The 20,269-nt window shown below is 45.2% G+C and carries 22 protein-coding genes and 1 tRNA gene; 3 read left to right on the top strand and 20 right to left on the bottom strand.

What is annotated here, in order from left to right; genetic code table 11:
- The first annotated feature begins 60 nt into the window (after positions 1-60).
- Positions 61-852 carry a hypothetical protein gene (locus ACMVP2_RS02205; RefSeq protein WP_416866543.1) on the top strand — a complete coding sequence of 264 codons (792 nt, stop codon included), beginning with the start codon at positions 61-63 and terminating at the stop codon, positions 850-852.
- Here ACMVP2_RS02205 and ACMVP2_RS02210 read toward each other — a convergent pair.
- Positions 845-3,253 carry an alpha-ketoacid dehydrogenase subunit alpha/beta gene (locus ACMVP2_RS02210; RefSeq protein ID WP_339786437.1) on the bottom strand — a complete coding sequence of 803 codons (2,409 nt, stop codon included), beginning with the start codon at positions 3,251-3,253 and terminating at the stop codon, positions 845-847. The two genes, ACMVP2_RS02205 and ACMVP2_RS02210, sit on opposite strands and share 8 nt — an antisense overlap.
- Positions 3,254-3,608: 355 nt before the next feature.
- Here ACMVP2_RS02210 and ald point away from each other — a divergent pair, with 355 nt between their 5' ends.
- Positions 3,609-4,724 (top strand): alanine dehydrogenase, encoded by a 1,116-nt coding sequence (gene ald, locus ACMVP2_RS02215; protein WP_416868187.1) that lies wholly within the window; start codon positions 3,609-3,611, stop codon positions 4,722-4,724.
- A 57-nt stretch (positions 4,725-4,781) separates the two neighbouring features.
- On the opposite strand, the gene ACMVP2_RS02220 is transcribed toward ald, so the two are convergent.
- From ACMVP2_RS02220 to ACMVP2_RS02285, 14 genes are all read right to left on the bottom strand, one after another.
- Entirely contained in the window at positions 4,782-5,213 is a 432-nt protein-coding gene (locus tag ACMVP2_RS02220; RefSeq protein ID WP_416866544.1) for a type I restriction enzyme HsdR N-terminal domain-containing protein, read from the bottom strand.
- Positions 5,210-6,526, bottom strand: a complete 1,317-nt coding sequence (locus tag ACMVP2_RS02225; RefSeq protein WP_416866545.1) for an MFS transporter — start codon at positions 6,524-6,526, stop codon at positions 5,210-5,212. The genes ACMVP2_RS02220 and ACMVP2_RS02225 overlap by 4 nt, the downstream gene beginning before the upstream one ends.
- Positions 6,527-6,581: 55 nt before the next feature.
- A complete protein-coding gene (locus ACMVP2_RS02230) occupies positions 6,582-7,046 on the bottom strand; it encodes a biopolymer transporter ExbD (RefSeq protein WP_317487412.1) in 465 nt (154 codons plus the stop codon).
- A 2-nt stretch (positions 7,047-7,048) separates the two neighbouring features.
- Positions 7,049-7,690, bottom strand: a complete 642-nt coding sequence (locus ACMVP2_RS02235; protein WP_317487413.1) for a biopolymer transporter ExbD — start codon at positions 7,688-7,690, stop codon at positions 7,049-7,051.
- A 1-nt stretch (position 7,691) separates the two neighbouring features.
- A complete protein-coding gene (locus ACMVP2_RS02240) occupies positions 7,692-8,015 on the bottom strand; it encodes a hypothetical protein (RefSeq protein WP_151998355.1) in 324 nt (107 codons plus the stop codon).
- A gap of 24 nt (positions 8,016-8,039) precedes the next feature.
- Positions 8,040-8,861 carry a MotA/TolQ/ExbB proton channel family protein gene (locus ACMVP2_RS02245; protein WP_317487415.1) on the bottom strand — a complete coding sequence of 274 codons (822 nt, stop codon included), beginning with the start codon at positions 8,859-8,861 and terminating at the stop codon, positions 8,040-8,042.
- A gap of 85 nt (positions 8,862-8,946) precedes the next feature.
- Positions 8,947-9,034: transfer RNA gene (locus tag ACMVP2_RS02250), tRNA-Ser, on the bottom strand.
- A 91-nt stretch (positions 9,035-9,125) separates the two neighbouring features.
- The gene (locus tag ACMVP2_RS02255) at positions 9,126-10,190 is read right to left on the bottom strand and encodes an asparaginase (RefSeq protein WP_151998353.1); all 1,065 of its coding nucleotides are present in this window, start codon (positions 10,188-10,190) and stop codon (positions 9,126-9,128) included.
- Positions 10,187-10,960, bottom strand: coding sequence for a TatD family hydrolase (locus ACMVP2_RS02260; protein ID WP_416866546.1), 774 nt, complete (start codon positions 10,958-10,960; stop codon positions 10,187-10,189). The genes ACMVP2_RS02255 and ACMVP2_RS02260 overlap by 4 nt, the downstream gene beginning before the upstream one ends.
- A 12-nt stretch (positions 10,961-10,972) precedes the next feature.
- Positions 10,973-12,085, bottom strand: coding sequence for a glycosyltransferase (locus ACMVP2_RS02265; protein ID WP_416866547.1), 1,113 nt, complete (start codon positions 12,083-12,085; stop codon positions 10,973-10,975).
- Positions 12,078-12,713: a polysaccharide deacetylase family protein gene (locus ACMVP2_RS02270; RefSeq protein ID WP_416866548.1), complete on the bottom strand. Its 636-nt coding sequence runs from the start codon at positions 12,711-12,713 to the stop codon at positions 12,078-12,080. Before ACMVP2_RS02270 ends, ACMVP2_RS02265 begins: the two co-directional genes overlap by 8 nt.
- A gap of 7 nt (positions 12,714-12,720) precedes the next feature.
- Positions 12,721-13,929, bottom strand: a complete 1,209-nt coding sequence (locus ACMVP2_RS02275) for a PP2C family protein-serine/threonine phosphatase (protein WP_339786411.1) — start codon at positions 13,927-13,929, stop codon at positions 12,721-12,723.
- Between the two features lie 11 nt (positions 13,930-13,940).
- Positions 13,941-14,195: a transporter gene (locus ACMVP2_RS02280; protein ID WP_339786408.1), complete on the bottom strand. Its 255-nt coding sequence runs from the start codon at positions 14,193-14,195 to the stop codon at positions 13,941-13,943.
- On the bottom strand, positions 14,192-15,334 hold the full coding sequence (locus ACMVP2_RS02285; RefSeq protein WP_416866549.1) for a glycosyltransferase: 1,143 nt from the start codon (positions 15,332-15,334) through the stop codon (positions 14,192-14,194). The genes ACMVP2_RS02280 and ACMVP2_RS02285 overlap by 4 nt, the downstream gene beginning before the upstream one ends.
- A 77-nt stretch (positions 15,335-15,411) precedes the next feature.
- Between ACMVP2_RS02285 and ruvC the strand changes: the two genes are divergently transcribed.
- Positions 15,412-15,972 (top strand): crossover junction endodeoxyribonuclease RuvC, encoded by a 561-nt coding sequence (gene ruvC / locus ACMVP2_RS02290; protein WP_416866550.1) that lies wholly within the window; start codon positions 15,412-15,414, stop codon positions 15,970-15,972.
- Positions 15,973-15,984: 12 nt separating this feature from the next.
- Here the strand turns inward: ruvC and ACMVP2_RS02295 are convergent, their stop codons facing one another.
- The 5 genes from ACMVP2_RS02295 to rsmA all read right to left on the bottom strand — a co-directional run bounded on the left by ACMVP2_RS02295 (position 15,985) and on the right by rsmA (position 20,231).
- Positions 15,985-16,377, bottom strand: a complete 393-nt coding sequence (locus ACMVP2_RS02295) for an HIT family protein (RefSeq protein WP_416866551.1) — start codon at positions 16,375-16,377, stop codon at positions 15,985-15,987.
- A gap of 11 nt (positions 16,378-16,388) precedes the next feature.
- Entirely contained in the window at positions 16,389-16,862 is a 474-nt protein-coding gene (greA, locus tag ACMVP2_RS02300) for a transcription elongation factor GreA (RefSeq protein ID WP_151998344.1), read from the bottom strand.
- Positions 16,863-17,119: 257 nt separating this feature from the next.
- Positions 17,120-18,085, bottom strand: coding sequence for an NAD(P)-dependent oxidoreductase (locus ACMVP2_RS02305; protein WP_416866552.1), 966 nt, complete (start codon positions 18,083-18,085; stop codon positions 17,120-17,122).
- Between the two features lie 5 nt (positions 18,086-18,090).
- Entirely contained in the window at positions 18,091-19,458 is a 1,368-nt protein-coding gene (gene mgtE / locus ACMVP2_RS02310) for a magnesium transporter (RefSeq protein WP_416866553.1), read from the bottom strand.
- Positions 19,431-20,231, bottom strand: coding sequence for a 16S rRNA (adenine(1518)-N(6)/adenine(1519)-N(6))-dimethyltransferase RsmA (gene rsmA / locus ACMVP2_RS02315; RefSeq protein ID WP_416866554.1), 801 nt, complete (start codon positions 20,229-20,231; stop codon positions 19,431-19,433). The genes mgtE and rsmA overlap by 28 nt, the downstream gene beginning before the upstream one ends.
- Positions 20,232-20,269: the final 38 nt, after the last annotated feature.

The raw sequence follows: 20,269 nt of genomic DNA on the forward strand, positions 1-20,269 counted from the left end.
GTTTAAATTGCGAAAGATGATCCAATTTTAATAATTTTATGAGGTAAGTAAGCGATGGAAATGAAGAATAGATTATTAAAAAGTCTTATCCTGGGTGTGGTAGTGATGGGCTTGGCGTGGGCATGCCAGCCACCAGACGAGCTCCCCATCATTCCAAAAATATCCTACAACAGGGTTGAGTTTTTTGACCAGGCCGCTGGCTCAGATTCGCTTGTTCTATATATCAATTTTGAAGATGGAGACGGCGACATTGGGCTGAGAAGCACTGAAGACAGCTACCCATACCATCCATTTAATTACATTATCGACGCCGATAGGAGACTTGTCTATTTCGGAGAAACAGACTATAAGCTCCCCTTCTATAGTGTTCCTTTGGTGGTTTCCGGGGGGCAATTTAGACCTCTTGAGAAAGAGAAATTATTTTCAGAAACAGACACGAGACGACCGTTTAATTGTGAACAATATGAAGTCATAAAATTCAACCTTGATAATACTGGCACCAATACAGAAATAGACACTTTCTTTATTCAGAAGAATCCCAACAATAACAATATTTATGTGGACTTCTACAGAAAGGTAAATGGTAACTATGAGTTTCTCGACTGGGCAAGTGTGTTTTCAACTACCGGTTGCGGCACAAATTTCAACGCCAGGTTTCCAATCTTCGACACAGATAACCTGGGAAAATCGCTATCTGGCACGCTTCGCTATTCTATGCTATCTGCTGGATTCGGCATCGTATTGAAGAAAGATACCTTCAAACTAAAAGTCTACATCAAGGATCGTGCACTTCACGACAGCAATGTGATAGAAAGCCCAGATTTGACGCTTGACAATATTACACTCAATTAAATATCTCAGGGTATTTTTCCGGGTCGGCTTCCGCCATCAATTCATACACCTTGTCAAAGACATTCTCCACATTGGGTTTGGAGAAATAATCGCCGTCTGAGCTATAGGCCGGCCTGTGCTCGGCAGAGGTAATCGTACCTGGTTGGGAATCAAGGTATTTGTACCCACCCTGCTCCTCGAGCACTTTTTGCATCATATAAGCAGAGGCCCCTCCCGGCACATCTTCATCAGCAAAAATGATGCGATTAGTCTTTTTCAACGACTCAACAATCGAATGGTGCAGGTCAAAAGGCATTAACGACTGCACATCAACTACCTCGCAGGAAACGCCATATTCTTCAAGGAGCTCAGCTGCTTCCATCACAATCCTGCACATGGAGCCGTAGGTTACGATGGTCACATCAGATCCTTCCCTTATCACCTCAGGAACCCCAAGCGGCGTTTTTATATCATCTATGTTTTCCGGAAGTCTTTCCTTCAGTCTGTACCCATTCAAGCACTCGATCACTATCGCTGTGTCATCGGAGGCCAGCAAAGTGTTATAGAAGCCAGCTGCTTTGGTCATGTTCCTCGGCACAAGCAGATAGATGCCTCTGAGGGATCCCATGATCATACTCATAGGTGAACCTGAATGCCAAACACCCTCCAGTCGATGACCTCGAGTTCTAATAATCACAGGAGCCTTCTGGCCTCCCTTTGTTCTGTACTGAAGCGTTGCCAGGTCATCTGACAGGGTTTGCAATGTGAATATCAGGTAGTCCAAATATTGCACTTCAGCAATAGGCTTCAACCCTCTCATGGCAGCGCCAATGCCTTGGCCTATGATGGTGCTTTCCCGTATTCCCGTGTCGGTTACACGAATCTCGCCATGCTTCGCTTGTAGCCCCGCAAAGCCCTGATTCACGTCACCAATTTGCCCCACATCTTCTCCTATCGCAAATATTCTCGGATCCCTGCTAAATGCATGATCAAAGAAAGCCTGAAGTACTTCTCTACCGTCAACAACAACACTGTCGTCGTTGTAAACAGGGGCCACCTCCTTCACATTTACCGCCCTTTGCTCCGACTCGCTATACAAATGGCTGCTGTACTGCTCAAGGTGTTCTGCATTCTTAATTTTCAGCCAGTTAATAAGATGCTGTCTCTCTTCGTATTTCTCACCTCGCATAAGGTACAAAGAGCGCTTAACAGCCTTCACCACGTCCATCTTCAATGGATTCAGCGTTTTCTCCAGTGCCTTGTTGATAGCGCTGATTTTCGCTCCATTTTTACTAACGCCTGCGGCATTGGCCAGGAGATTAGATGCCCCCTTCAGGTCTTCCTTGATACTGGCTACGTAAGCCTTCCATGCCTCATTCTTATCGGTCTTAGCCTTCTCCCTGGCATTTTCCTCCAGCCTTTCGAGGTGCTCCAAAGTGGCCATTTCATTTTCCAATATCCACTCTCTAAACTTTTTTATGCAGTCGAACTCCTCTTCCCATGCTAGTCTTTCTTTCGACTTGTATCTTTCCTGCGATCCCGAAGTCGAATGCCCCTGAGGCTGCGTCATCTCTTTCACGTGAACGAGCACCGGAACATGTTCATCCCTGGCAACCCTGCCTGCGTGGCGGTATGCCTGAACCAGCTTCTCGTAGTCCCAGCCATTCACCACGATGATTTCATACCCTTTCTCGGAGTTATTGCGCTGGAAGCCAGCCAGAACTTTAGAAATATCTGATTTGGTAGTATGATATTCCGCAGGCACGGAAATTCCATATTCATCATCCCAAATAGAAATGACCATAGGCACCTGCAGCACCCCACCAGCGTTGATTGTTTCGAAGAAGTGTCCTTCCGATGTAGATGCGTTGCCGATAGTGCCCCAGGCTACTTCGTTACCGTCAATAGAAAAGTCCTCAAAATGTTTAAGTGCGGGGTTGTTTCTGTAGAGTTTAGAGGCGTAAGCGAGGCCAAGCAGACGTGGCATTTGACCCGCTGTGCATGAAATATCCGAACTGGAGTTTTTCATGTCGGTCTGCGTTTTCCACTCTCCCTTTTCGTTAAGGTACCGGGTAGAAAAATGACTGTTCATCAGACGTCCGCCAGAAGAGGGGTCGGCAGAAAGATCGGTGTGAGCATAAAGCTGAGCAAAAAATTGCTGGATCGTGAGCTGACCAATGGCCATCATAAATGTTTGATCCCTATAGTAACCAGACCTGAAATCGCCATTTTTGAATACTTTGGCCATCGCTACCTGAGCGAGTTCTTTGCCATCCCCAAAAATGCCAAATTTCGCCTTGCCCATGAAAACTTCCTTCCTTCCCATCAAACTAGCTTCACGGCTTTCGCAAACCAAAAGGTAGTCGTCGAGAATTTCGGCAACAGGCACGCTAATTTCTTTCTTAGTCTTTACTACACTCACTATTATGCTGATTTAAAGGATAATGTTGTCGATTGCAATGAACGGACTCTCAAAAGAGGTATTTCAAATATAAGCATAAAATTACACGTTTTCAATTTTGCCAATCGCATGAAAAAAATACAACTACCTGATAATCAACGGAAAATATGGTTTTTAAGGAATAAAATTTTTGGAAACAGCCCTTCCGGCAAAGAATAGTTTGCCGGGGTCAATCGGTGGGAAATTTTAGCATTATTCAATGAAAGGGGGACGATTTTATCAACTTCGAAAATCGAAGAGTTTCAAAACAATTATTGCATTCATGTTCATATATTTGTTGCCTTTCCAAAAAGCGACATTAACTAACAATACGATCATGATTATTGGGGTTCCTAAGGAGATTAAAAACAATGAAAACAGGGTTGCATTGACCCCTGCTGGCGTAGCTGAATTATTAAAGAGAGGGCATGAGGTTCATGTGCAATCTACAGCAGGAGAAGGCAGCGGTTTCACCGATGATTCTTACAAAGAGGCCGGCGCCAACATACTTCCGACCATTGAAGCTACCTACCAGAAAGCTGAAATGATCATGAAAGTAAAGGAGCCTATTGAAGCAGAGTATTCGCTTATCAAGAAGGATCAATTACTATTTACCTATTTCCATTTTGCCTCATATGAGCCCCTTACACACGCCATGATAAAGAGCGGAGCTGTTTGTCTTGCTTATGAGACCGTTGAAAAAGCCAATGGCACACTACCTCTTCTGATCCCTATGTCGGAAGTAGCAGGCAGAATGTCGATACAACAGGGTGCCAAGTTTCTGGAGAAACCAATGAAGGGCCGTGGCATTCTGCTGGGAGGTGTGCCTGGCGTGCGCCCGGCAAAAGTGATGATCCTCGGCGGTGGCGTCGTGGGCACTGAAGCAGCGAAAATGGCCGCTGGCCTCGGTGCTGATGTAATCATACTTGATCTGAGCCTCCCAAGGCTTCGCTACCTCGACGATGTAATGCCTGCCAATGTAAAAACCCTGATGAGCAATGAATACAACATCCGTGAACTCATCAAGGATCATGATCTTATCATAGGTGCAGTACTTATTCCAGGCGCAAAGGCTCCAAAGCTCATCACCAAAGATATGCTGAAGGAAATGCGTCCAGGCACTGTGATGGTGGATGTGGCGGTAGATCAGGGTGGATGCTTCGAGACCACCAAGCCAACTACTCACCAGGATCCGGTTTTCATCATCGATGATGTCATTCACTATTGCGTCGCCAATATGCCTGGTGCCGTTCCTTATACTTCCACACTGGCGCTGACCAATGCCACACTGCCCTATGCTATTCAACTCGCCGGCAAAGGATGGAAAACAGCCTGTAAGGAAAACAATGAACTGAAGCTTGGCTTGAATGTGATCAACGGAAAAGTGGTATACCAGGCAGTGTCAGAAGCCTTTAATTTGGACTATACTGACGTAAACACATTCCTGAATTAAATCGATCTGAAGAGGTTATTGAAGAAGAGGTTGTTCCACCGGCGGACAACCTCTTCTTTATTTATAAGGGGGAATATCATCAAGCGTCTTAAGGTTATTCTTTTCCCTTTCTACTTGAAGACAAATCATTTCTTTTCCATTGGTGATCACCAAAATGTTGGCGTCCAACTCTTTGTTATAAGTCGACACTTGAAATATTGCTTCACGACTTAGCTTCACTTCAGGTGCTTTACACTCCACCAGGATATGAGGCTTGCCGTTGTTGTCATACACCACAAGATCTGTTCGCTTCTGTCTTTTGTTGTAATGCAACCCCGCTTCTATCGACATCAAACCTTTTGGGTAGTGGAGTTCAGCTATCAGGTAATTTACCATCTGCTGCCTGACCGCTTCTTCGGGCGTCCAAACGAGGTACTTCCGTCTAAGAAGGTCATAAATGAGCGTCTGTCCGTCCTTTTCAATTACAAGCGGCCTGGTTTCCTTGCTCATCTAGCTTCTTCCGCTTTCGGAAGCCTGATAACGTTGAAATTAGTTTGTCTCAAGAAAACGAGACCCAAAATAAAAAACGTTGCAAGGGCCAGCGTACTGTTTCGCATGCTTCCTGTGAGTTGCTCTATCAACCCATAAGCAAATGTACCGATCACAATTGACAGCTTTTCCGTTACGTCATAGAAGCTAAAGTACGAAGCGTGGTCAATGGTGTTTTCCGGTATCAGCTTAGAAAAGGCCGACCGGGATTGGGACTGTATACCCCCCATCACTAACCCGACCACAGTGGCTACTACATAGAATTGCATAGCGGAAGTAACAAAGTATGCCCCAAGGCAAACCAAAATCCAGATCACAACCATTATCGACAACGATATTTTGTTCCCCTTTACCTTTGATACATAGGCGAACAAATATGACCCAGCCACGGCTACCACTTGTATGATCAGCACTGTAAGGATTAGTTTTTCACCCGGTAGTTTCAACTCCTTGTCACCAAAAGTTGCGGCCAAAAACATGACGGTTTGCACACCCATGTTATAGAAAAAGAAAGCCTTCAGGTAACGTCGCATAGAAGGTAAGTCTTTTAGAGATCTAAACACCTTCCTCACTTCCTTGTACCCATGTGCCAGCAGCTTTCCGGCAGGTTTCCGATTGTAGGGATTTGTTGGCAGATAGTGAAAGGGAATAAGCGAAAACCCCAACCACCAGACGCCTACCAGCAGAAAGGCAAATCGTGACGCTGCTCCCCCATTAGCAAACCCAAACCAATCAGGAAAAGTAATGGAGATAAGGTTAAACAGAAGCAGCAACAGGCTACCGGCATACCCCATAGCGTACCCCTTGGCGCTTACGATATCATACCTGTCGGAAGTGGTGATTTCAGGCAAAAAGGCGTTGTAAAAAACCAGGCTGCCCGAGTAGCCAATACTGGCGACAATCGAAGCAAAAATACCAAGTTCTATGTTGCTCCCATCAAAGAAATAAAGCGTTATACATGCCGCTGCTCCGATGTAGGTGAAGATGCGAAGAAAGAGTTTCTTCATGCCACCATAATCTGCGATGCCGGACAGCAAAGGGGAAAAGAGCGCAATAGCCAAAAATGAGAAGGAAATCGAGTACGAATAAAGGACAGTGTTGGTGATTGTCAGCTCCAAAAACTGCACCTGCTCACCACCAAAGAAGTTTCTTGTGACGCTGCTATAGTAAACTGGGAAAATTGTACTGGTGATTACCAGGTTGTAGACCGAATTAGACCAGTCGTACATGCACCAGGCATTAACGACCTTATTATTCCTGAGGTTTAGGTTCATGGCAAAAAAAAAGTCTTCCCCAAAGGAAAGACTTTTATATGATTATCAACTATGATTATAGATTATCCATGCCTTGACGGGAGCTGTAAAGCACCTTTCTGGCATTTGCTTCTCTCAATTCCTGCTGCACATCAGCTACAATACCCATTTTGGCTTCAATATCCACCTTCATTGACATTGTAATCTGATCTCTTTCCACTTCGCTAAGCTTATCCTTTTCTGTATTCACAAACTGGACAACATCTTTTGGCGTGATGAATACATCATTCACCTGAATTTTAGGCTCAGTACCAAAAGTTGCAGTGTTCTTAGGGGGGCCGATGTATATATAGCTCACCAAAGACTTACGTTCAATCTTTGAAAGCTGAGTCGCCCTGGGCAACTCCTGTTTCACCAATAGCTCTGTTTCCCTCATCACGGTGGTTACCATGAAGAAGAACAGCAGCATAAAGATGATATCAGGAAGAGCAGCTGTAGGTATCTCCTGAGAAGTACCGGAACTCTTTTTAAACTTTCCCATAATTAACCTCCAATTTTAGTAGGCTCCGCAATAGAAATCGCTCTGGGCATTCCTGAACGAGCCTGATCATACAGCTTCTTTTGTTCCGGATCTTTCTGATCCAGTTGAAGAAACTCCTGTGCAGTTTTACCTATTCTCTCACCGTACACCTCATTGTAAGCGGCATTTACTTCGTCCAATACAGTGATGTAAAGTTCGTAGCTCGTACCTCTATCGGCCTTGAAGGATACTATAGCCTTATCAGGGCCGTCAGAAGAATCCTTTCTCCGTCCATAAGCGCTGACAAAGCTTTTCATTGGCGCCGGAAGGTCGTTGTAAACCATCATGGCATCTTCCGAGGGTCGTCCAAAATTCAGGATAAACTCCTTGATCATTGGCTTCAGCTCTTCAATATCAGTGAGTGGCTCATCTTCAACAAGCAGCAAATCTTTCGAGTTGGCTTGTATCTTGAAGATATTCCTGTCGTTCTCCTTCACCTCTGGTGGTGGCTGGTTCGGATCCGGCTTCGGAGGCAAAAGCATCGCAATACCTTTGTCATTTGCCATCGTGGTAGTTACCAGAAAGAAAATGAGCAAAAGGAAAGCAATGTCAGCCATAGAACCGGCATTTACCTCCGTACTAGGTCTGTTTTTCTTGCTTGCCATACTACTTAACTATTTTTGAAATTTCCGTATACACGATTCCAACTAAAGCTACACCTGTCAACAGGTACATCATAATCAAAGAACCTCCAACCAATTTAGACAATCCTGCGTCGACGTTATACTTTGTATACACTGCTGTTACCTCATCGCCGGAAATTGCATATCCCAAACCGAAAATAACCAGCAAGATAAGAATACCGACGGCCGACATGGCCAATGAAGACAGATCGTCCAAGGCGTTGATCAAAGGCAATATGATCGCTGCTAGTAGCGCTATTCCTACCAGAATGTAGGAGCCGATCAATGCTATATCAATAAAATCCATTTTTGCTGTCTTTAGATGTTAATACTACTTAGAAAGATTGTGCTTTACAAGGATGTCTACCAATGTAATAGAGGCATCTTCCATTGAGTTCACAAGAGAATCGATCTTTGAAATAAGGTAGTTATAGAACAACTGAAGAATAACAGCTACGATAAGACCACCTACCGTTGTCAAAAGGGCGATTTTGATACCATCGGCCACAAGAGCAGGAGAAACGTCACCAGCTGCAGCAATTGCATCAAATGCACCAATCATACCAATTACCGTACCCATGAAACCAAGCATAGGAGCAAGAGAGATGAATAGAGATATCCAAACCATTCCTCTTTCCAGTTTACCCATTTCAACAGAACCGTAAGCAATGATTGACTTCTCAACCATTTCAACGCCTTCTGACATTCTCATTAGTCCCTGAGTAAAGATAGATGCAACGGGGCCTTTAGTATTTTTACAAACTTCTTTTGCTGCCTCAACGCCTCCTGAAGCTAGCGCATTCTCAACGTTAGCAAGAAGCTTTTTGGTGTTGGTGGTAGCGAGGTTCAAAGTGATGATACGCTCGATGGCAACCGCCAAACCGAAGATCAAACACAAAAGAACGATACCCATAAATTCCCAACCACCTGCGATGAACTGCTCTTTAACAATTTGGTGAAATGATTGCTCGGGCTCATCGACAACTTCTTCCATCATTGGAGCGACAGGCTCAGGCTCAGCAACCACCTCTTCCACAGCAGCAGAGTCAACCACGGCAGTACTGTCTGAGGAAACTTCATCCTGAGCAACTGCATTGAATTGGCTGAATGCAAAAACGCCTGTTAGCAACAGCGAAGCGAATAACTTTTTCATAGTTTAAATTTTAGTAAATCGTAAATTGGTTACAGTTAGTAAAAGATAGTTTGTTTTCGTTTTGAATTCTCGTTTATAAATTCTGCGGAGAGAGAGGGATTCGAACCCTCGATACCCTTTAGAGGTATACACACTTTCCAGGCGTGCTCCTTCAACCACTCGGACACCTCTCCAAAGTACAATTTTTGGCGTCTAGCAGCAACAAATAAATCAAGAAAAAACTCTTTATGCAAATTTTGATATTAAATTTACATAAGCGTAAAACTAGCTCATTTCCCCTGCAATTGGCACTATTAGCTTCTTTTTAACTTCCTTGGTATTCTTCTCTTTTGCCAGCAGAAACATTAGTTTGGTGATGGCAGCTTCAGTTGTGATGTCCTGACCGCTGAGCACCCCTATTTCCTCGAGAATTCTGCTTGATTCGTATCGCCCCTGAATTACTTTACCTCCAATGCATTGGCTTACATTAAAGATGACAATCCCTCTTGTAACAGCGGAATGAAGGCTTTTTATGAACCAGTCGTAGTTCATTGTATTACCCGACCCATAGGTTTCCAGCACAACTCCCCGAAGTCCGGGAGTGCCCAATATACTATTGACCACACTCTCACTGATGCCAGGAAAAAGCTTTAAGATGGTGACATTGTTATCGAATCCCTTATGAAGTTTGAGTTTAAGGCCAGGCCGAAAAGCCATGATTGAGGACTTGTTGTATTCGATAGTAACGCCCGACTCAGCCAAATATGGGTAGTTTTCCGATTCGAATGCCGCAAAATGACTACTCCTTAATTTTTGTGATCGGTTACCTCTCATCAGGTAAAAATTAAAGTAGATGGCAACTTCAGAGATAATTGGCTTGTCTTCTTCGAGCGTAGAGGCTATCTCGAGCGCTGTGATCAGGTTCTCCCGGGCATCTGACCTGGTCGATCCGATGGGAATTTGTGCACCAGTGAAGATAACTGGCTTGTTAAGCCCGTCGAGCATATAACTAAGTGCAGACGCTGTATAAGCCATGGTGTCAGTTCCATGAAGTATTACGAAGCCATCGTACTGAGAATAGTTTTCGTAGATGATATAGCCAATGTCCTGCCAGTGTGAAATATTAATATTCGAGGAATCGGTGGGCTCTGGAAATGAGATGACCGTAATTTTCAGGTCAAGGGCCTTCAGCTCTGGTATTTTATCAATTACCAGGCCGAAGTTAAAGGGAACAAGAGATCCAGTTTCATCATATGACATACCGAACGTGCCTCCGGTATATATAATAAGGATACTGCTTTTTGGGTTAAGGCCACTTGCAGTGGCAATGTTTACAATCTTATAATTCATTGGTGATAGCTGAAAAGTTGATCTGCATTCCTTGTGGTTGTTTCAGCCACTTCAGCCAGGGAGAGTCCGGTAAGTTCAGAAACCCGCTGCGCAATAATTGGAATGTAGGAAGGCTCGTTTCTTTTGCCCCTATGCGGCACGGGTGCAAGATAAGGAGAGTCTGTCTCCAAAACCAGCCCATCAGCACCCAGCCCAGGTAAAACAGCATCAAGCCCGCCGTTTTTAAAAGTACTTACTCCTCCTATTCCTAAAAAAAATCCTAATTCCAATATCCTTTTGGCCTGATCTGCACCTCCGGTAAAGCAATGAAATACTCCATTAAGTCGCTCGTCTTTAAGAGACTCCACCAGGTCTATTGTCAGATCAATCGATTCACGACAATGAATAACTATTGGCAAGCCATACTCTTTTGCCCACTGACACTGTATGGTAAAAGCTTCCTTCTGGTAGTCGATGAGGGTTTTATCCCAATAAAGATCGGTACCTATTTCGCCAATAGCGGCAAACTTCCGCTTTCCCAGCCACTCTTCGGCGATCTTCAACTCATTTTCAAACCCCTCCTTTATGGAGCAAGGGTGCACACCCATCATTGAAAAGCAGCGACCCGGATAAGTATCTTCCAGTGCCAGCATACTATCGATGGACTCACTATCTATATTAGGCATGTAGATTCTCTCCACTCCGCCTTCAAATGAGCGGGCCACCATCTCGTGAACGTCTTCTGAAAATTTTCTTGAATATATATGGGCGTGGGTATCAACAAACTGCATCAAATGTCGGGGCTAATAATGTCTATCCTTCCACTTTATTCCTGAAGGCAAAATGGAAAACAAAAGTGTGGACAAAGATATAATAGCCGAGTAAAATTCGAAGAGAACAATCGCACCAATTTTTACAGGCAGTGCCGACATGCGCACGGTTCTGCAAACAAACCATGATTGAACAACACCCTTTGCGGCAACCAAAAGTATTGACCATGGATAAAATACGATCAACACAACAGCCAGTGGATAGTAGATGGCCTGAAGACCCAAAACAGCCACGATGGCCACAGGGAGTTGGAGAGCTCCGCTCATCCACCTCTTTCGTTGATGCAAAAGCCCCTTGATACCAGCTGCAGGCAAAGTAATGCCGGTCACGGCGGGGCTGATCAACTGCTTGAAACCATAGCCCCTGGATAAAATAGCCCTGGTGAGCTGAAAGTCTTCAGTAACTGAAAAAGGCATATTTTCATAGCCGCCTGTTTGATGATAAGCCTTGGCTAGAACAGCCATGTTATTGCCCATCCCGGTCACGGGCATACCCAAATCGGATACGACCTTCATCATACCGATGGCATAAGCCCAATCGATGGCCTGAAAGGAGGCAAAAAGGCTGTTTTCGTTTATCGCCGTGTAGCCTGTTACCATGCCCGTGTCTTTTTCAAAAGCTGCTACCATGGCCTTGCACCATGTAGGTGGAAGCGACATATCGGCATCTGTAATTAGGTAGATTTCACCAGACGCCGCTCTGGCCAGCTGTGCCAGCACATTTGCTTTGCCCCTGGCTGAGCCCATATCATGGTCAATATTAAAGACCTTTAGCTGAGAGCGCTCCTTTTCAAATGAGCGGGCAATCACCTCGGTTTTATCTGTGGAGGCATCGTTTCCGATGAGTATTTCTATTTTATCAGCAGGATACTGCTGATTCAAAAGGCTCTCGATGCACCTTGATAAGGTTGCCTCCTCGTTTCTCGCCGCCACCAGCACGGATACCCTGGGAAGATTCGTTTCATCGAACAAACTAGTGGCGATATCCTTGCTTGAATCACCCTTTAGAAAGAAAAGCAGCAATATGTCGGTAAGCAGCACACTGCCAACGAAAAAGATCAAAATCAAACCGACAATCTCACTCAATGGCACAGAACTGATAACCTAGTGAAGAAAAATGATCAAGAAATTTCGGCAACGAGTACTTGATTCGGGCTTCTGCTTTCACGTTTTCGTGATAAATGACAATAGAGCCAGATTTAGCTCCTTTTATTGTTTCTATATGGCATTTTTCGGGGCTTAATGATTGATCGAAGTCACCAGTTAAGTAGTCCCACATGATAATGCGGTAATTGGCCGATATCTTTTTTGCAAGCGAAAAGGTCAGCTGCCCATAAGGCGGCCTGAACAGCCCGGCGGGGCCTCCTCCTCCACATTCAAGGATAGCTGACTCACAAAGTGCTATATTGGCCATATAGTCTTCATGAGAGGTTCGCCATCCTTTCAGATGGTTGAAGGTGTGATTACCGATACTGTGTCCTTCATCGCTAGCCCGCTTAAACAGCTCCGGGTGTTTTTTGATATTATTGCCGACATAAAAAAAAGTAGCCCTGGCGCCAAATTCCTTCAACGTGTCGAGCACCCAGGGAGTGAGCTCGGGAATTGGGCCATCGTCAAAAGTCAGGAATATCTTTTTTTCGGTATCGTGAAAATTCCAGGTCGCCTGAGGGAACAACTTCTTTAGCCAACCGGGAGTTTTTCTGAAGTAGAGCAAACCAAGCCTAGCTTATGACTTTACAAGAAAGCATGGTAATATCGTCCCTGTAGCTTTCTGCACCTTTGAAATCTTCGAGTGATTTGATCACTGTTTCGTGGATACCCGCCAGGGACTTATTGGTCATGTCGCTAAGCGCCTCCATAAGTCTTTCGGAGCCATATTCCTCGCCTTCCGCATTGAAAGTCTCGGTAAGTCCGTCGGTATAGCAGAAAAAGTTGAAGTCCTTGAGTCCGGTAACGGTGCCCACATTCAAAAAGGGCAGGTCTTCAAAAATCCCTAATATCGTAGTGCCCTCTTCCAGTGCCTGAAAGCCGCTTTCTGTAAAAAGAATCGGTGGGTTGTGCCCACAATTTACATATTTCATCTGCCCTGCCTCATGATCGTAAATGGTCATGAAAAAGGTGATGAAATTTTCGCCATTGCTATTGAACATGATCTGCCGGTTCAGCTCATACACTATTTCCCGCACATCGTAGGTCTTCCTGACTATCACTCTCAACGCTGCCTGAAAGTTTGACATGAGCAATGCCGCTGGGACGCCCTTTCCCGACACATCGGCGATACATAACAGAAACTTCCCGTTGCTCAGCTCCACATAGTCGTAGTAGTCGCCGCCAACATTTTTGTGCGGAATATAAGTGGCTTCAATTTGCAGTTTCTCTAACTGAGGTAGGTTTTTTGGGAACAGAAACGTTTGAACCTGTCTGGCAATCTCGAGTTCCTTTCTGTAGGCCTCTTGTTCCAGTTGTCTTCGTGCCAGTTTCTTATTTTCAATAGCCACCAATATGATATTGGTCAATGCCTTAATGAATGTAAGGTTGTGAGACACCCCCTGCTCCGTTTGGGCGTCGTCTTGCTTACCGAGGAAAACCACCGCCAGCAGCTTTTCCTTGTGCTGAACAGGGAATGCCATGTGAAACTCCGACCAAAATGGTTCACTCGAGTCGAGCTCAACTTCCTCGGGCAGGTTCTGATAACATGCCGGGAGCTTTGGAATCTTTTTATTGCCTACACCAAAACTGAGCTTGCAGTCCCACTCGTCCTCCATTACATACAACGCAAGCTTCTTTACTTTGAGGTTTCCGAGAAGGGTAAAATGGTAGATTTTATACAAAGAGGCTTCCGCCAGGTTATTGTTGATAGCCTGAGTGATTTCGAGCAAAGAATTTAACTCCAGCTCTTTGAGATCTTGTTGCGTAACTACGGACTCCATTTTCACTCCTATTAGCGCCCATTGTGAGCGAGCAGGCCTTCCTTGCTGGCCAGGTAAAAGTAGTTTTGAAAGTTATGATCTAAGTTGATTTGCTGATCCGATATTTCGGCAGCCACACTTTCATAAACTTTCAACCATCCCTTACGGTACAAATCGGTGAGGGTAGACTTAAGGTTTTCCACTGACAAGTTGGTTGCGTCCTTCAATTCTTTGAAGTGCGTTACGAAATACAACTCGTCCAATACATCAAACTCCAGGTCACTCATGGATACACCCTTCCCTTCCAGTGATATTCTCCAAAATTAGAAGCTATAGCAAAAAATACGGCATAAAATGGGTAAATAATTTCCATGAGAACAAAGTACTGCCCCAGTCCACCCTGGTTGAAGTTTTCGCTGATTTTTCGGCTGAAGGCAAACTCCGCAAGCCATTTTAGAGCGATAGGCATCAGCCAGACTGGATTCATTGAAATAAAGAAAAAGCTGAAAAGGCAGATGAAACCCAGGTTGCCCGCCACCACAGCAGCGGCCAGTTGGCGAGGCCACGGAACAGTGTAGGCCTTCCACTTGCCTGCCCAACGCCTCCGTTGGTAGTAGAGGGCTCCCAGCGATTCCGGCCTGTCGGTTGAAACAAGCGATTCTTGATCTTTATTGTAAAAAGCGCCATTCGGATATTTCCCCTTCACGGCATGCAGCATAAACTCGTCATCGCCAGAAGCAATCTGTTGGTTGTCGTCAAAAGGATTGAGTTCCTGTATCAGCTCACGCCTATAGGATAGGTTGGCACCACTACACATAGTTGGTTTATGGATTAGGTTAGTGATGGCCGCAACGCCCGTAAGCGACATTGCCTCCAGGTTCAAGAGCGCTGACGTCCAGTTTCTTCCTTTAAAGCAAAATGCACCAAAGACCAACTTCGCTTCCTCAAAATGTGTGTAGTAGTTAATATGAGAGGCTACCCAATTTGGCTGCACGTTGCAATCGGCATCGGTCAGCACAAGCACGTCTGCCTCAGATAGCGCTGCTGCTGCCTTGATTGCCTGCTTTTTTCGACTTCCTTCGCCAACTGAGGCTTCGAGGTGAATGATTCTAAGTGCCATGCCATTGTCCGCAGCAAAGCTCTCCGCCTTTTCTACTGTGTCGTCGTCAGACTGGTCGTTGAGTAAAATCACGTCCATCAGATGGCCGGGATAAGTTTGAGCTTTGATGTCGCACAGAAGTGACAAGATGGATGCTGCTTCGTTTCTGGCCACAATAACAATTGATACTGATAGAGAGCCACGCCCCTCTACTGTACCCGGGGCAGCAGGAACATGTTTCCACTTGCTCCAGCAATAGGCTATGAACAGGCTGTACATGACAACACCCACAGCAGCAATGATCCCTAAAATATCAATAGCCAACATCCGGGTTTGAATTTAGGGAGGATTTATGTAGCATCACCCAAATTTTAAATAAGCTTATTGCAAAAGCTACAGCAGGTTTGAACAAGACAGTAAAAGAGAAAATCATTTTGGGGGTTGACCCAGGCACCAGCATCATGGGCTATGGGGTCATTATGGTGCAGGGAAATAAACTAACGTTGTTACAGTTTGGTGTGATTCACCTGAGCAAGTATTCGGGCCATGAGTTGAAGCTCAAGAAAATTTTTGAAAGGATCACCTCAGTTTTAGAGGAGTTTCATCCCGATGAAGTAGCACTGGAGGCTCCATTTTTTGGCAAAAACATCCAATCGATGCTTAAGCTGGGAAGAGCGCAGGGGGTAGCCATGGCTGCAGCACTGGCACGTGAAATTCCGATTTTTGAATATGCGCCCAAAAAGGTAAAGCAGTCGGTTACAGGAAACGGAAACGCCTCAAAGGAGCAAGTAGCTAAGATGCTTCAGACGCTTCTCAATTTCAAAGAAGCACCTAAACTGCTTGATGCTACGGACGCACTGGCGGTAGCAGTTTGCCACCATTTCCAGGGTGGGGACACCGGGCCAAAAAACAAAAGCTGGAAATCCTTTATCTCTGATAATCCTGGAAGGGTAAAGGGAGCATAGCTGCGAATCAGCCTATAATGCAGCTTTGATTTTTGTTGCTGTAGCTGCCAACTCTTCCTGTGTTGGGTGCAATTTGGGCTCAAGAAAATTGATGTCCCTCATGCTGTTGAGCGGCACCAGATGCACATGGGTGTGGGGTACTTCAAGGCCAATAACAGCCACTCCTACTCTTTTGCAGCGAATGCTCTTATCGATAGCCCTGGCTACTTTCTTGGCAAACACCATCATCTTTGACAAAGTATCATCGTCATTGTCAAAAATGTAGTCCACTTCTTTTTTAGGTACCACCAAAGTATGGCCCATTACCAGTGGGCTGATATCCAAAAAAGCAATAAAGTGCTCGTCTTCGAGCACTAAATGACCTGGAATTTCTCTATTGATGATTTTGGTGAAAATAGAAGCCATCGTGCGAATTGTTAGATAGCAATATCAACAATTTCGAATTCAATATTCCCGCCTGGCGCTTCTACCATGGCTGTTTCGCCAAGCTTCTTTCCCAGCAATCCTTTGCCGATCGGCGACTTAACCGAAATCTTGCTGGCTTTCAGATCCGCTTCTTCCTCCGCCACAAGCATGTAGGTCATCACCGCCCCATTTTTCTTGTTCTTGATTTTCACTTTAGACAGAATAGCCACTTTTGAAGTATCCAGCTTGGTTTCGTCTATTACCCGGCCATTGCCAACAATCGCTTCAAGCTTCGAAATTTTCAACTCCAACAAGCCCTGAGCATCCTTTGCAGCATCATACTCAGCATTTTCGCTCAGGTCACCTTTGTCTCTGGCCTCAGCTATTTGGCGGGCCATATCAGCTCTTCCTTTCGTTTTCAACTCATTTAGCTCGTCCTTGAGTCTTTTGAGTCCTTCCTCTGTGTAATAAGATAAATTAGACATACAGTGTGCTATTAAATAAAAAAGAACGGCCCGCCAGGTAAATCCTATTGGAGACCGTTACAATTAATGATTTTTTACTGATGATCGATTAAAACGTCACTAACAACTATTGTAAACTTTATTCACAATAGCTGAAGTCTGTGATATCAAATATATTAAGATTTTAATTCAAACCCCGTCGGAGCTTAAAACATATATTGATCTAGCATGCAAATATAAAGATTTATCCCCTAAACCTGCAAACCAGAGATCATGCTTTACAACGAAGTGCTTGGGGTTTTGGTTTCTTTGAGCTTCAATTTACGGATCTTCTCAACCAGTACCTGATTGATTCTCTCGTAGGATTCGAACGACCAACCTGCCACATGAGGTGAGAAAAGTACATTTTTCATCTGCGTCAACTCACCGAATGTGTTTTCCTGCTCTGGTGTGAAAGAGTGAAGCTTTTCATTCTCGAGCACGTCAAGTGCTGCGCCTCTTATTTTACCAGACTTAAGACCACCCAACAGATCTTTGAGAACCACCACCTCGCCTCGTGAAGTGTTCAACAGCCAAATCGGTTTCTGAAACCTCTCAATAAATTCAGCGTTGACCATTTGCCTGGTTTCAGCGGTGAGAGGCACATTCAAACTAACAATATCGGCTTCAACATACACCTCCATCATGGATGCTTCTTCAACACGCATATTGCTAAAACCCCTTTTGAATTTGTCATAGGCAATGACCTTGCACCCAAAGCTGGTCAATCTCCTCGCAAATGCGTCGCCCATATGACCAAAGCCAATAATGGCAACTGTCTTCCCTTTCAACTCATAGCCCCGGTTCCCCTCACGGTCCCACACTTTGCCTCTTATCTGAGCGTCGCCCACCAACAAGTTATTGAACAGTGTCAGCAGCATGGCTATACTGTGTTCTGCCAGCGCATCCTGATTGCCTTCCGGAGCATTAAGCAAGTAAATCCCCTTACTTTCTGCTGCTTTTACATCGATCTGATCCATGCCGGCGCCTGCCCTGGCTATGAACTCCAATTTCACACACTTTTCGAGGAAAAGCTTATTGATCACAAGCTTTGAACGCACAACAAGGCCAGAATAATCAGCGACCCTGTCCAGCACCTCACCAGCAGATATTTGCGGTTCATAGTCCACCTTGTACCCTTCGTTTTCCAGAAGCGGAACTATGCTAGGGTGCATTTCATCTACGATCAATACAGACTTCAACATATTTCTTAAAATATTCCGTAAAGCAAGTTGGCCACTGTAAAGTAAACCCCTAAACCAAGCAAATCGTTTGCTGTTGTGATGAAGGGGCCAGAAGCGAGTGCAGGGTTAATGCCAAACTTATCTAATATAATTGGCGTGATTGTGCCCATAAATGAAGCCAGCAGCACCACACTGAAAAGGGCAATACTCACCGTGATGGCTAAAAATTCTTCTTTGTAGAGAAGAATGACAGACCCAAAAACCAGCAATGCGAGAATAAGCCCATTGAGCACGGCCACCGTGAGTACTTTCACCAACCTTCTGGCCATAGATTCTGCAAAAACATTGGGGTTTGCCAAACTTTGAACGACAATGGATGACGACTGTATGCCTACATTGCCTCCGGTGGCAGTTATCAGTGGAATGAAAAAAGCAACGGCGGGAATCAGTGCTATGTCGCCTTCAAAAAGCCCTATAAACCTGGCTCCCATCAACCCACCAACCATTCCTATGATCAACCATGGCAACCGGGCCTTCGAAAGCTTCCAAACACTATCATCTTCCTCAACGTCGTCGGAGATACCAGCCATCAACTGCCGTTCCTCTTCGGCCTGCTCCTGCATCACATCCACAATGTCGTCAATGGTGATTCGGCCTACCAGCCTGCCTTTGGCATTGATAACGGGTACAGCTTCCAGGTCATACTTCCGCATGATGGACGCCACCTCATCTTCATCCATGTGGGTGGCAACAGACACTATATCGTCGTCGTAGATGTCCGCAATTTTGGCGCTGTCTTCGGCTATAATGATTTTCTTAAGCGATACCTTGCCTATCAGTTTCCCGGTGTTGTTTACCACGTACACCGAATAAATTTTCTGAACTGTTTCGGCCTGCTTTCTGATCTCGTCTATACACTGACGAATGGTCCAGTTGAGATTGCACTTGATAAGCTCTTTGGCCATCAAACCGCCCGCTACATCTTCGTCGTAGTGGAGCAGTTCCTGAATATGCCTTGCCTTTTGCTCGTCACGAATGAGCGCAACGACCTCTTCCCTGGTCTGGAGCGATAGCTCCATCAAAATATCCACACAATCATCCGAGTCGAGGAAATCGAGGAAGGAGGAGATTTCTGTTACCGTGAATGCACCAAGGAACTCAGTTCGGGTGTCCTCGTCCAGGTCGTTGATGATCTGGGCGCTGATCTGCTTCTCCAGAAGGTCGATAACGTATTTCGACTCCTCGGTGTCGAATTCGTAGAGGAGTTGGGTTATATCAGCTGGATTGACGCCATCGAGCGACGTTCTGATGAACTGCTCATCTTTCTCGTCAAGCGCTCCCTGGAACCTCTCGAGGTACTCTTTGCTTAGCTCGAATTGGATGACTGCTTCCATGCTTTTTCCAGAGATAAAGTAAGTTCGAAGAAATCTTCAACTGACAATTGTTCCGCCCGCTTCTGAAGGATGGGGTTTACTTCAAATTCAGTCGGCAAAGTTAGTTCTTTAAGTGCATTCCGCAACGTTTTGCGTCGCTTTTGAAAGGCGGTTTTCACCACTTTCCGAAAAAGATCTTCGTCACATGGCAAGCGCTCCCGTTTGTTTCTCTTCAGCCTGATAACGGCCGAATTTACTTTTGGCGGCGGATGAAAAACACCCGGAGGCACAGTAAAAAGAAGGTCTATATCGTAGTATGCCTGCAGAAGCACGCTGAGAATGCCATAGTCCCGGCTACCTTCCTTCTCGGCTATGCGCACCGCCACCTCTTTCTGAATCATGCCCACCACTTCGGGCACCTTTTGGCGATTATCAAGCACCTTAAAAAAGATTTGCGAGCTTATGTTATAAGGGAAGTTTCCGATGACGGCTAACGGGCCAGGTGCAATAGCCTCCAAGTCCATTTTCAGGAAGTCGCCGTCGATAATTCTACCCTCCAGCGAAACAAAGTGCTTTTGAAGGTAGGCCACCGACTCTTTGTCTATTTCGGACACATATAATTGGAATTCCTTCTTATCAATCAGAAACTGTGTGAGCACGCCCGTGCCGGGCCCCACCTCCAGTACCGTTTTGTAGTCGCCGTGAAGAGTTAACGACTCCGCAATTTTGCTGGCAATGTTCTGATCTTTCAAAAAATGCTGCCCTAGATGCTTTTTGGGTCTAACTCTGTCCATTTTTTTAAAGAAGGTAAAATCCCTTAATTTGCGCCTCC

Origin of the sequence: Imperialibacter sp., from assembly GCF_048007035.1 — a bacterium.
GTDB lineage: Bacteria > Bacteroidota > Bacteroidia > Cytophagales > Cyclobacteriaceae > Imperialibacter.

Coding starts and splice junctions, on each gene's coding strand:
- ACMVP2_RS02205 (WP_416866543.1), top strand. CDS start 61: ATGAAGAATAGATTATTAAAAAGTCTTATCCTGGGTGTGGTAGTGATG.
- ald (WP_416868187.1), top strand. CDS start 3,609: ATGATTATTGGGGTTCCTAAGGAGATTAAAAACAATGAAAACAGGGTT.
- ACMVP2_RS02220 (WP_416866544.1), bottom strand. CDS start 5,213: ATGAGCAAGGAAACCAGGCCGCTTGTAATTGAAAAGGACGGACAGACG.
- ACMVP2_RS02225 (WP_416866545.1), bottom strand. CDS start 6,526: ATGAACCTAAACCTCAGGAATAATAAGGTCGTTAATGCCTGGTGCATG.
- ACMVP2_RS02230 (WP_317487412.1), bottom strand. CDS start 7,046: ATGGGAAAGTTTAAAAAGAGTTCCGGTACTTCTCAGGAGATACCTACA.
- ACMVP2_RS02235 (WP_317487413.1), bottom strand. CDS start 7,690: ATGGCAAGCAAGAAAAACAGACCTAGTACGGAGGTAAATGCCGGTTCT.
- ACMVP2_RS02240 (WP_151998355.1), bottom strand. CDS start 8,015: ATGGATTTTATTGATATAGCATTGATCGGCTCCTACATTCTGGTAGGA.
- ACMVP2_RS02245 (WP_317487415.1), bottom strand. CDS start 8,861: ATGAAAAAGTTATTCGCTTCGCTGTTGCTAACAGGCGTTTTTGCATTC.
- ACMVP2_RS02255 (WP_151998353.1), bottom strand. CDS start 10,190: ATGAATTATAAGATTGTAAACATTGCCACTGCAAGTGGCCTTAACCCA.
- ACMVP2_RS02260 (WP_416866546.1), bottom strand. CDS start 10,960: ATGCAGTTTGTTGATACCCACGCCCATATATATTCAAGAAAATTTTCA.
- ACMVP2_RS02275 (WP_339786411.1), bottom strand. CDS start 13,929: ATGGAGTCCGTAGTTACGCAACAAGATCTCAAAGAGCTGGAGTTAAAT.
- ACMVP2_RS02280 (WP_339786408.1), bottom strand. CDS start 14,195: ATGAGTGACCTGGAGTTTGATGTATTGGACGAGTTGTATTTCGTAACG.
- ACMVP2_RS02285 (WP_416866549.1), bottom strand. CDS start 15,334: ATGTTGGCTATTGATATTTTAGGGATCATTGCTGCTGTGGGTGTTGTC.
- ACMVP2_RS02295 (WP_416866551.1), bottom strand. CDS start 16,377: ATGGCTTCTATTTTCACCAAAATCATCAATAGAGAAATTCCAGGTCAT.
- greA (WP_151998344.1), bottom strand. CDS start 16,862: ATGTCTAATTTATCTTATTACACAGAGGAAGGACTCAAAAGACTCAAG.
- ACMVP2_RS02305 (WP_416866552.1), bottom strand. CDS start 18,085: ATGTTGAAGTCTGTATTGATCGTAGATGAAATGCACCCTAGCATAGTT.
- mgtE (WP_416866553.1), bottom strand. CDS start 19,458: ATGGAAGCAGTCATCCAATTCGAGCTAAGCAAAGAGTACCTCGAGAGG.
- rsmA (WP_416866554.1), bottom strand. CDS start 20,231: ATGGACAGAGTTAGACCCAAAAAGCATCTAGGGCAGCATTTTTTGAAA.